This window comes from Microbulbifer maximicatervae (SeqCode), from assembly GCF_052467065.1.
Window position 1 is genome coordinate 145,502 of the sequence record NZ_CP174299.1, and the last position, 11,492, is coordinate 156,993.

The following is an 11,492-nucleotide window of genomic DNA, read 5'->3' on the forward strand; positions in this document are numbered from 1 at the left end:
ACAACAGCCTTGCTGTTTCACTGCCATTCTTCCCTAACGACTAACCGCTGATATCTTGCTCAAGAAACACATCACTTGGCAACTCGCTGGACTCTTTGTAAATAACGCCTTCTTTCATTACAAACAGAACCCGTTGCATTTCCGAAATATCTTCCAGGGGATTTCCAGCCACAGCGATAATATCAGCTATCTTGCCCTCGCTAATGCTGCCCAGTTCATCCTGTACTTGCAGCAGCTGGGCCGCATTCCAAGTCGCTGAACGCAATGCATCGGCCGGGCTCATTCCACCCTGCACCATCAGTAAAAATTCACGAGCATTATCGCCGTGACGGGTAACACCGGTATCGGTTCCAAATGCAATTTTTACTCCACGCTTGTGAGCGCGGCTAAAAGTATCCTGCATTAAAGGCCCCATAGTCGCGGCTTTCGGGCGCACCAGGTCCGGCAGGAAACCTTCAATCGCCGATTTTTCTGTCACCCACTCGCCAGCCATTAGAGTCGGCACAAACCAGGTGTTGTTACGGCGCATCAGGTCCATCACTTCATTATCCATATAGGTGCCGTGCTCAATGGAGTCCACCCCAGCACGAATTGCGCGAATCATTCCCTCCTTACCGTGGGCATGTACTGCAACTGTGAAACCATAGTCCTTAGCAGCCTCAACAATTGCCTCCAACTCATCCTGCATAAATTGAGGGTTCTGGCCGCTCTTTGCCACGCTCAAGACTCCACCAGTCGCGGTGATCTTGATCAGGTCAGCGCCGTCCTTATAGCGTTGACGAATCGCTTTGCGCGCGCTGATAGGCCCATCAATAACACCATCCACCGGGCCAGGGTTCCCCATCAAGTCCTGCCTGAGCCCATTGGTGGGGTCAGCGTGCCCACCGGTAGTTGCGATTGTCTTTGCCGCCGTATAAATACGCGGACCTTCCACCAGGCCTTTGTTGATTGCATTACGTAAACTCACAGTCACATTGTCGTGATCACCAAGATTTCGAATCGTGGTAAATCCAGCCTGTAGAGTGCGATGAGCAGCATCCACGCCGCGCAAGGTAAAATCGGCAGTATTCCAGCTGAAAGACTCCATATAAGCACGCGGCCCAAACTCGTAAGTGAGATGGCTGTGCATATCCATCAAACCTGGCAATACCGTATATTCTCTCAAGTCGACCAAGCGCTCTCGATCGCGCTTGGCAAACCCCTTCTGTACTGACTCAACCCGCCCATCGACAATATGAATGGTGCGGTCTTCCAATAATTTTCCATTACTGCTATCAAATAATTTGCCAGCGTAAATTGCGATGCTCTCGGCCCCAGCCTGTAAACTAAAAAGCCCAGCAAATACCGACAAAGCCACGGCGGCTGCGCGGTTGACAAAGTAGCTTCGGTTGGTCTTTGTTGTCATTGTCGTCCCCAGTAGATCTCTTTTAGATTCTTAACGTCCTTTACCAAGATCGCACAATCTACGCAATTACCCAGGCGAGAGGAAGCCTCTATGAAAATCTATGAGTTCGCAGCAGCACCAAACTGTCGACGTGTTCGCATGTTTATGGCAGAAAAAGGTGTGGATATCGAATATGTAACAGTAGATATCGCTAAAGGGGAAAACCTTACAGCAGAGTATGGGAATAAGAATATTTTGAAAAAAGTTCCTTTACTGGAGCTTGAGGACGGCACACATATTTCCGAATCAGCCGCCATTCAACGATATATTGAAGAACTACATCCAGAGCCTCCTCTATTTGGCAGAAATGCAAAAGAAAAGGCTCAGGTTGAAATGTGGAATCGTCGTGCTGATTTCAACATGATGTATCACATTGCTATGAATTTTCAGCATGTAACTGGTTTCTTTAAAGACCGGATGAACGTTTATCCAGAGTTTGGGAAGGACTGCGGCAAGGAGGCCATGAAGTTTATTGGCATCCTTAACGACCATTTATCAGATCATCAATACTTGGTTGAAGACTACTTCTCCGTAGCAGATATTGCCATGGTGACCTGCATGGACTTCGGAAAGATTCAGGACTTGCGACCCAATACTGAAGAGCACCCCCACGTAGTCCGCTGGCGTGAACAACTTAAAGAGCGCCCCAGTTTTAAAGCTTAAACCCTATTTCCCCACCCAAACAGGGCGGGGAAATAATTTCAATCAGTCCTTTGCAGGAAGCACCTCAACGGGGCCAATATCTAAGGCTTCAACCTCGCCTTTAATCTTACTCAGATCCCCAACAATCACCCAGGTGAATTGGTCTGGTGCAAGATACTCCTTAGCGGAGGCCTCCACTTTTTCCTTATTCAGTGCTGAAACCCGCTGTGGATATTCGGCAATATATTCCTCTGGAAGCCCCTTCTCCACCTGCCAATTAATACTGGAAAGCAATTGCCCTTTGGTCTGGAATCGAGCACTTTGTTTTAGGACTTCATCATTCTGGTAGTCCTCAAGCTCTTTTGCAGTAATAGGACGCTCTCCTAAGTATTCCTCATACTCTTTTACCAATTCCTTAATGGCTGGAGCTGTTTTATCAGTTTGCACAGGAGCAAAGAGGATATAAGGACGCTGCCCTTCTGTATCGAGGGAAACCGCGCGGGCACCATAGGACCAATGCTTGTTCTCACGAAGATTCATATTGACCCTGGACGTAAACTTTCCGGCAATAATATTTGTCATCGCATCAAAAGCTTCAGCTCCCTGCGGCTGCCAAGGCGGCATCAGCAGACCTGCCATGATATAACTCTGTTGTGCGCCGGGGCGGTCGAGCAAATAAACTCGAGCCTTTTCCGGGCGGGGCACCTTGGCAACTTCAATTTTGGGAAGCTCTGATTTAGGAGCAGTCCACTTTCCGAGAGTTTCATTCAGCAGAGGCTCTATTTCTTTTTCAGTAACATCGCCCACGATCGTCAGGGTTGCATTATCCGGTCGCACCCAGGTCTTTTGGAAATTAACCAGATCCTCACGGGTTATGGACATAATACCCTCGGGAGTACCCGATCCCGTCAAGGGAGAGCCATAAGGGTGGTTTTCTCCAAATAGTAGCGGCGGCAGTTCACGCATAGCCAGGCCCTGAGGCTGGGCTTTTTCCTGGGCTATTGCATCCAGGCGATTGGACTTAACCCGCTCCAGGTCAGACTCTGGGAAACGAGGTTCAGTAACCACCTTCTCAAATAGCTCCAGCGATGGCTCCAGCTGCGTCTTAAGGGCACTCATGCTGATATTGTTATAATCAAGGCCGCTACCACCACCAATATTTACACCAAGCTCTTCTGAGCGAGAGCTAAATTCCAGGCTATCCAGATCACCCGCACCTTCGTTCAGCATTTGCGCCGCAACTGAAGCCAGACCTGGCTTATTTTTATCTGCGGAGGCACCACTGCGAAATTGCAGATTCATTAGTACAACGGGAGTATCGTGACGTTCGGCCAGGACAACCTTTAATCCATTTTTGAGGGTAAATTCTTTTTGCTTTGGCAGTTCCAGCTCTACATTTTTGTCTACCTCGGGGAGCTTGCTGCGGTCAGCACCCTCCGCCGCTGCCGTATACTTCTGCTTCGGCTCCATAATTAAGGTGTAGGAGTCCTCTTTCAACCACTGCTCAGCCACTTCTTGAACTTCGAGAGCGGATACTTTTGCATAATCCTCCACGCCTTCTATCAAGGCTCCGGGATCGCCAAAATAAAACTCCGACTGGGCAAGGATGTCACTCTTACCACCAAAACCACCGGTTTTTTCCAGCCCCTTTACCAGCCCGGCAAACTCACTCTGTTTAACCCGGCGCAGCTCATCCGCATTCACACCATTTTTTGCGAATTGCTTTAATTCTTTATTCAGTAAGTCTTCAACTTTTTCTACAGACTGCCCAGGTTTCACGTCGACGATAATCATCAACTGCCCTGCAAGCTGACGGCCATAATAAAAAGCGCTGACACTGGTGGCCACTTGCTCATCGCGAACTAAACGGCGGTAAAGAAGAGAGTTTTTTCTATTGGCGAGAAGGGAAGTCATTAATTCCAGCGCATCTTCCACTTCACTACCCACTGCAGGCACATTCCAAACCTTGTAGATTCGAGTTTGGGGCACCTGATCGTAAACCACCTCCCTCTTTTTCACCTGGGTAGGTAGTTCCCAATTCTTAATGCGCGGTTGCACTCCAGTGCTCGGGATATCACCAAAATACTTGCGTACCTTGGCCATCGCATCTTTGACCGTAACATCACCCGCAATCACCAAAACGGCATTAGCAGGCTGATAATGGTCTTCAAACCATTTTTTGACATCTTCAAGACTGGCGTTATTCAGGTCCTCCATCGAGCCAATCGGCGTCCACGAATAGGGGTGCCCTTTGGGGAAGGTGCTCTTGGCAATAATATCGAACGCTTTGCCATAAGGTGCATTCTCCCCCTGGCGTTTTTCATTCTTTACAACACCGCGCTGCTCATCCAAAACCTCCTGGGTAATTGCACCTTTAAAATGCCCCATTCGGTCGGACTCCATCCACAGCGCCATATCCAGGGCGCCTTTGGGCACGGTGACAAAATAATTAGTGCGGTCATTGCTGGTGGTGCCATTCATATCGGTGGCCCCAGAGCGCTGGAAGGGTTCGAAATATTCCCCTGGGAAGTTTTCGCTACCGTTAAACATCAAGTGCTCAAATAAATGAGCAAATCCGGTTTTACCTGGCGGCTCGTCCTTAGAGCCTACTTTGTACCAAAGATTGGTAGAAACAACGGGGGCTTTGTGGTCTTCATGTACAATCACCGTCAGGCCATTGGGTAATACTTCCTTATGGAAAGGAATCTCCAACTTGGGTGGCGGGACATACGCCTCTTTATCGGATGCAGCAGCCTTACTACTGGCTGCTGCTTCCTTATCCACCGAAAGCGCATGAGGCGTATCATCGGTAGACTTTCCGCAAGCGGTAAGGCCAGTAATAGCGATGGCAACGCTGATAAGTAGCGGACGCAAGTCCATATTGTCACTCCCTTTTAAAAAACCGCAATTTCAGGATGGCAAGTTTAGGCCAGCTTTCCTCCAGAGTGTCAGCAAAACCTTTTACCAACCGCAATTTAGCAAATATTCCAGGCAAAAAAATGGGCACCGAAGTGCCCAAATCAATACATCACAGAGAGAAGCGAGATGACAATCGCCCAAGGAATCAGGTCACCAGCTCTACTCCTGCGCTGAAAACATTACGCTGCCACAGTACCAGACTTATCTTCGGCCTCGCCTACAACCGTATGGTGACCAAAGCGCTCCTCGGCAACCCGGTCCGCTACGTGAGCAGTGGTCTGGCCGGTTTCATCGGCACGCTCGAACACTTCTTTCATAGTGTTGCCAATCTCTTCGATATGAGCGCGCACTTCTGCAGCGTCGTAATCGCCTTTCTGCTGGTAGTAAACATCGATAATACCGCCAGCATTAATGACATAGTCCGGTGCGTACAAAATACCTTTCTCGCGAAGCACTTCAGCATGGCGCTCTTCCGCCAACTGGTTGTTAGCCGCGCCAGCGATCGCCTGAACCTTCAAACGGCTGATGGTGTCATCGTTGAGAATTGCACCCATCGCACAGGGGGCAAACAGATCTACGTCCAGGTCAAAGATCTCGTCGGCAGTTACGGCTATGGCACCAAGCTCGGTAACCGCACGATCGATATTGTCTTGGAAAATATCGGTGACAAACAGTTCCGCACCGGCATCCTTCAATAGTTTACCCAGGCGGAAACCGACGTTGCCCACGCCTTGAATAGAGACTTTTAAGCCGGTCAGGTCAGTCTTGCCCCAGCGGTGTTCTACCGCAGCTTTCAGGCCAACAAACACACCGTAAGCAGTCGAAGGGGAAGGATCACCACCATACTCGGAGCCCGCGAACAGGCCGGAGACAAACTCGGTTGTCTCACCGATAACACTCATATCCGCCACGCTCGTGCCAGAATCTTCAGCAGTGATATAACGGCCACCCAAGGTATTAATAAATTCACCCATAGCGCGCAGTAACTCAGGAGTCTTTTCCTTGCGCGGGTCACCAATAATTACGGATTTGCCACCGCCCAGCTTGAGGCCGGCCATTGCGGACTTGTAAGTCATACCCCGGGAAAGACGGAGAACATCATTCAGGGCCTCGCCATCGTCGGCGTAGGGCCACATACGGCAGCCGCCCAGTGAGGGACCCAAATTCGTATTGTGTACCGCGATAATGGCCTTCAAGCCACTCTTTGCATCTTGGTAAAACGCCACTTGTTCGTGTTTATCGTAGGCGGAATGGGAAAAAATACTCATTAACTGTTCCTCTCCGGAAGGCCGGTTCTACAGCTGGGGAACAACCACAGCCCTTATCTGTTTTTATCTGGAATAAGATTATATCCAGCTTCCACAGACAAAGTTTGCATATTTTGCACACATGAGCCTTGCAATAGCTAAAGCATCACACTAGAAGCACAGTTTTAGGATGGGTATTCACCCCGGAATAACTTGGGCCGCCCAGTCATTAATCCAGGCGGCTAGCTCTACGCTCTTATTTCTCCATCAATTGGTATTGAATACCGGACCCTCTCCTACCGCTGGCGGCTCTCGCATAAATTTCCTATAACTGCCCCTCAAGAGAACACGATTCCTGTATAAATCTTCTGGCAAAGAACCACCTTTTGAAGCCTTCCTTAACATGTCTATTTTTTCAAAAATTTTTGAAAACCTCACAACACTGACAACTAAGATCATTTCCACCGCCTAAGCGCGTTACATCCTCTGCGCATGGTCTGGTAGAATCCGCGCCCAAATCGACCCATAGAGATAAACTCGATGCTGAATGCCGACGCTCTAAAACAACTTTCGCAACTGAAAACAGATATTCGCTCCAGTAAGGAGTTTGCCGAAGGCCGGGTTCGCGGCAGTAACGGCAAGTTTGGCTTCGTTGAGTTGGATGACGGGAGGGAAGCCTTCCTACCTCCCAATGAAATGGAGCGTGTATTTCCCGGTGACCGGGTTCGAGTAAGTCTCTCCGAAGAGAACAAGGGTAAACTCGCGGCAGAGCTCGATGCATTGATCGACAGCCAGCTCGACTACCTTGTTGGCCAGTATGTACAGCGCGGCCAGGGCCACTTTATCCAGCCCACGCAAAATGGCCTGTCCCGCTGGATTTTTCTCCCTCCCAAGGCTCGCGGCAAGGCCCAGCCGGGAGAGTTTATTGCCTGCAAAGTAAACCGCCATCCATTTAAAGACGGCAGAGCCCAGGCCAAGGTGGAAACCGTTATCGGCAAGCCCGATATGCCCGGTATCGAACACGCCTATGTTGTCGCCCAATTCAAGCTGCCTGAGCAATTTGGTGCCGCTGCACAAAAGCAGGCGGACACAATTGCGGAGAAACTGACAACAGTTACCGGTGAGCGCACCGAACTTTCCGAGCAGGGCTTCGCAACTATCGATGCAGAAACCACTCGCGATATGGACGACGCTCTGGCCGTAAGCAGCCGTGACGGGGGCTGGACCCTGCACATTGCTATTGCAGACCCATCGTCGCTAATTGATGAGAACAGCCCCCTGGATAAAGAGGCGTTTAATCGGGCCCACAGCCAGTATTTGCCGGGCGAAACCCTGCCTATGCTGCCGCGCAACCTGTGTGAGAACCTGTTTTCCCTGATTCCCGGTGAGTTGCGCCCCGCCCTGGTTATCCATATCGATATCGATAGCGATGGCACCATTGGCAATAGCCGCTATGAATTTGCCGCTATTCGCTCCCAGCACAAACTGAGCTATGAACAAGTCAGCCGCTTTATTGAGGGTGACGACTCCGCCGTGCCCCAGGAGCAACAGGACAGTCTGCGTAATTTGGCGGCGATCTACGAAGCGCGCGCCGCATACCGTGCCAGCCACTCACTGGCAATGGAAGATCGCCCGGACTATGAAATCCGCTTGAACGATCAGCGCAAGATCGAGCGTATCGAAAAGCAGGAACGCAATATCGCTCAGCGAATGGTCGAGGAAGCCATGCTCGCTACCAATATCAGCATGGGTGGCAAACTCGCCGAGATTGAGCAGGGCTGCTTCTCTGTTCACTTGGGCTTCCGTGAAGAGCGCATGGGAGAAGTTCGCAGCCTGCTGAAAGAGCTGCTGCCTGAGCATGCAGAGGCCGATCTGGGGCAACTGGAGCATTACCTTGCACTGGTTAAGCACCTGGAAAACCATGAAGAGCCGCAGATGAACAACCTGCTCGCCGTGCTCAAGCGTATGCTGCGCCCGGGCCAGCTCGATAACAAGGTAGGGGCTCACCTGGGACTGGGCCTCGAGGCCTACGCCACCGTCACCTCTCCAATTCGCAAGTACAACGACCTGCACAACCACCGCGTTCTGCGCGCTGCTGCGCAGGGAGAGAAAGCTTCCACCCTGGCCGATGATAAAATTGAATCCCTGCAGGAAAGCCTGATTCGCGGTCGCCAGGCCAACCGAGCCCTGGAGCAATGGCTCTACGCTCAATTTATCGAGAAGAAAGTTGGCCAGGAATTCACAGGGAAAATTACCCTGGTAAACGGCGCAGGCATCGGCGTGCGACTCGACGACTTTGGTATTGACGGCTTTGTGCGCATGAATGGCGATAAGAAGAATCTGCCCGCCTTCGATGGCAAGCACCTGGTTCTTACGCACAATGAAAAACGCTTCCACCTAGAACAGGAAGTTTCAGTTAAAGTAGCGTCTGTCGATGTAGACAAACGACGCATCGCCTTTGAACTGAACGCTGAAAAAACAGAGGCTGCCGACGCGACCCAAAAATAAATTCCTGCACATTTACCCAAGCCCGGCGCTCGCCGGGCTTTCCTGCCGGGGGCCAAAGCCCACCGCCTTAGATCGGCCAGCTAGCTTATAGCTCCGGCACCAATAGAATAAATCGAGGCCACTCATGAGCAATATTGCTGAATTGAACCCAACTCCACTGTGGGCACACTTTTCCAAGCTCTGTGAAATTCCACGCCCATCCAAACATGAAGACCGCGTAGTGGAGCATATCGTTAACTTCGCTAAAGCACGCGGCCTAGGCGTTCAGCTGGATGAAATCGGCAATATTGTTATCAAGAAGCCGGCCACTCCTGGTATGGAAAACCGCAAGACACTGGCCCTGCAGAGCCATGTGGATATGGTGCCGCAGAAGAATGCCGACACTGAGCACGACTTTCTCACTGACTCAATCAAACCCTACGTGGATGGAGACTGGGTAACTGCGGAAGGCACCACGCTCGGCGCAGACAATGGTATTGGCGTTGCCGCAATCCTGGCCCTGATGGAATCTACTGATATTCCCCACCCCGCCTTGGAAGCCCTGCTGACAATCGATGAAGAAGCGGGCATGACCGGCGCCAAGAATCTTAAGCCTGGCTACTTTGAAGCTGACCTGCTCCTCAACCTGGATACTGAAGATGAAGGTGAGCTGTATATCGGCTGTGCCGGCGGTGTCGACGTCAATGTCAGCCTGCCCTATACGCCAGAAGCGATCCTGCCCGGTGCCGAAGCAGTAAAACTCTCTGTTCGTGGCCTCCGTGGCGGGCATTCTGGCTTGGATATCGACAAAGGCCGAGGCAATGCCAACAAGATCGCAAACCGCATTATCCACGCCGTTCTAACCCAGGTCCCTGAGCTGCGCATTGCCAGCCTGGATGGCGGTAGCCTGCGCAATGCGATTCCCCGCGAATCCTTCACAACCCTGGTCGTGCCTTCAGTAGCGGTTGATAAAGTACAGGAAATTGTAAAAAGCGAGAGCGCTCAAATTACCCGTGAACTGGACAATGAAGCGGCACTGGACATCACCCTGGAAGCTACCGAAACTCCAGCCAACACCCTGGACGCAGATAGCCAATTGACCCTTATTCGCGCAATCCGCTGCTGCCCCAATGGTGTTGAGCGAATGAGCACTGCTCTCGAAGGCATTGCTGAATCATCCAACAATCTGGCCCGTGTTGTAACAATGGAGGAAAACGGTGAGCATCGAGTAAAAATCCAATGTCTTGTACGCAGCCTCTCTGACACTGCCCGCGACCAACACGGCCTCAATGTCGCCGCCACCTTCCAGCTGGCAGGTGCAGAAACAACACTGGACAACGACTACCCTGGCTGGACACCAAATCCCGATTCGCCGCTGCTGGCGATGATGAAGGATGTCTATAAAGATATGACTGGCGAGGAAGCTGAAGTAAAAGTCATTCACGCCGGCCTGGAATGCGGATTGCTGGCCAAACCCTACCCCAACTGGGATATGGTTTCCTTTGGCCCAACCATTCGCCGCGCTCACTCTCCTGAAGAGAAGGTTCATATCCAGAGTGTCGCCAATTTCTGGGATTACTTTATTAAAGTGGTCCAGGCAATTCCCACTCGCGACTAACCGAGAAGCGGGCTTTAGGGAATCCCCCAAAGCCCGCTTCTGAGATTAGCTAACTTCTTCCAAATTGCTCAGCTTTGCAAATATATATCTACCATCCTGACAACAGCTCCTACCCTCACTAAAGACGACCACTATCAAGTGCAACAGCTGCCATTTATCTTTCATAAATTGTATCGACCAGAAATCTAATGAAAAAAATTAAACTACTTTTAATTTTCACAACTATTTTTCTAAGCACCGATTTATTAGCGCAAATCTATAAATATAAAGATGAGAATGGAAGCTGGGTTTTCAGCGACAAGAAACCTACCCACACATCTAAAATTGAGAAAATAAAAACACCGAGCAGTCATCATAGAAAAGTAAAACCAAAAGTATATATTTCCTCGGAGAATGATTCTTTTAATCTTATTGCAAAAAACCCATATTTTGCCCCGATACAAATTAAACTTACCTTACATGAACATGGAATAACCTTTCACAAGACCGTCCCAGCAAGGTCCAAAAGTGTAGTTTTCAAGAATGTCGATCCGAATGCAAAATATCGTTACTGGTGGGTACTCGGAGATCCTGAAGCCTCAGCTGAAACAGTTGCCTATCAAGCCCCTGTCGCATCGAAACAAGAGTTTAAAATCACCCAATCCTTTAACGGTCGATTTTCCCACTCTCACCAGCCCAACCAATATGCTATAGATATAGCAATGCCTATCGGTACTTATATCGGTGCAGCTAGAGCTGGAACGGTGATCCTAGTGAAAGACGATTACCATATGGGAGGTAAAAACCGGTACTTCCTAGACAAAGCCAATTACATACAAGTTCTCCATGAGGATGGCACTTATGCTGGTTATTACCACATATTAATGGGATCGGCACTAGTAAAACCAGGGGATCGTGTTAACCCTGGAGACAAACTGGCTATGTCAGGTTCATCCGGTTACTCTACTGGCCCTCACCTGCACTTTGCCCTATTTAAAAACAAGGGCTTCGCCAGAGAATCAATACCATTCTTACTGCATAATGGTGACGGTAAAGCCTTTTCTCCCAAGAGCGGAATCTACATTTCCAACCAAACCTACAAAAAGTAAATTTTTTTAAGGCCTTGCTATTTAAGTGAAAAAATCTGACACAATTA

General features: G+C 50.0%; 7 protein-coding genes. 4 read left to right on the plus strand and 3 right to left on the minus strand.

Annotated features, from left to right (window positions below; genetic code table 11):
- Window positions 1-40: 40 nt before the first annotated feature.
- Window positions 41-1,405 (minus strand): metal-dependent hydrolase family protein, encoded by a 1,365-nt coding sequence (locus ACJJI1_RS00750; RefSeq protein WP_282932018.1) that lies wholly within the window; start codon window positions 1,403-1,405, stop codon window positions 41-43.
- Window positions 1,406-1,495: 90 nt separating this feature from the next.
- On the opposite strand from ACJJI1_RS00750, the gene ACJJI1_RS00755 reads away from it, so the two are divergent.
- Window positions 1,496-2,107 carry a glutathione S-transferase family protein gene (locus ACJJI1_RS00755; protein WP_282932017.1) on the plus strand — a complete coding sequence of 204 codons (612 nt, stop codon included), beginning with the start codon at window positions 1,496-1,498 and terminating at the stop codon, window positions 2,105-2,107.
- 42 nt (window positions 2,108-2,149) lie between these two features.
- Here the strand turns inward: ACJJI1_RS00755 and ACJJI1_RS00760 are convergent, their stop codons facing one another.
- Both ACJJI1_RS00760 and ACJJI1_RS00765 read right to left on the minus strand, forming a co-directional pair.
- Window positions 2,150-4,966, minus strand: a complete 2,817-nt coding sequence (locus ACJJI1_RS00760) for a M16 family metallopeptidase (RefSeq protein ID WP_444958273.1) — start codon at window positions 4,964-4,966, stop codon at window positions 2,150-2,152.
- A 218-nt stretch (window positions 4,967-5,184) separates the two neighbouring features.
- Complete coding sequence (locus tag ACJJI1_RS00765; protein WP_413662699.1) at window positions 5,185-6,273, minus strand: Glu/Leu/Phe/Val dehydrogenase dimerization domain-containing protein; 1,089 nt, start codon at window positions 6,271-6,273, stop codon at window positions 5,185-5,187.
- Between the two features lie 519 nt (window positions 6,274-6,792).
- Between ACJJI1_RS00765 and ACJJI1_RS00770 the strand changes: the two genes are divergently transcribed.
- The 3 genes from ACJJI1_RS00770 to ACJJI1_RS00780 all read left to right on the plus strand — a co-directional run bounded on the left by ACJJI1_RS00770 (window position 6,793) and on the right by ACJJI1_RS00780 (window position 11,445).
- Window positions 6,793-8,760: a VacB/RNase II family 3'-5' exoribonuclease gene (locus ACJJI1_RS00770; protein WP_444958274.1), complete on the plus strand. Its 1,968-nt coding sequence runs from the start codon at window positions 6,793-6,795 to the stop codon at window positions 8,758-8,760.
- Window positions 8,761-8,884: 124 nt separating this feature from the next.
- Window positions 8,885-10,357, plus strand: coding sequence for an aminoacyl-histidine dipeptidase (locus ACJJI1_RS00775; RefSeq protein ID WP_444958275.1), 1,473 nt, complete (start codon window positions 8,885-8,887; stop codon window positions 10,355-10,357).
- Between the two features lie 188 nt (window positions 10,358-10,545).
- The gene (locus ACJJI1_RS00780) at window positions 10,546-11,445 is read left to right on the plus strand and encodes a M23 family metallopeptidase (protein WP_444958276.1); all 900 of its coding nucleotides are present in this window, start codon (window positions 10,546-10,548) and stop codon (window positions 11,443-11,445) included.
- The last annotated feature ends 47 nt before the right edge of the window (window positions 11,446-11,492 follow it).

Bases quoted from the DNA above. Each gene is read 5' to 3' on its own strand.
- ACJJI1_RS00750 (WP_282932018.1), bottom strand. From the start codon at position 1,405: ATGACAACAAAGACCAACCGAAGCTACTTTGTCAACCGCGCAGCCGCC.
- ACJJI1_RS00755 (WP_282932017.1), top strand. From the start codon at position 1,496: ATGAAAATCTATGAGTTCGCAGCAGCACCAAACTGTCGACGTGTTCGC.
- ACJJI1_RS00760 (WP_444958273.1), bottom strand. From the start codon at position 4,966: ATGGACTTGCGTCCGCTACTTATCAGCGTTGCCATCGCTATTACTGGC.
- ACJJI1_RS00765 (WP_413662699.1), bottom strand. From the start codon at position 6,273: ATGAGTATTTTTTCCCATTCCGCCTACGATAAACACGAACAAGTGGCG.
- ACJJI1_RS00770 (WP_444958274.1), top strand. From the start codon at position 6,793: ATGCTGAATGCCGACGCTCTAAAACAACTTTCGCAACTGAAAACAGAT.
- ACJJI1_RS00775 (WP_444958275.1), top strand. From the start codon at position 8,885: ATGAGCAATATTGCTGAATTGAACCCAACTCCACTGTGGGCACACTTT.
- ACJJI1_RS00780 (WP_444958276.1), top strand. From the start codon at position 10,546: ATGAAAAAAATTAAACTACTTTTAATTTTCACAACTATTTTTCTAAGC.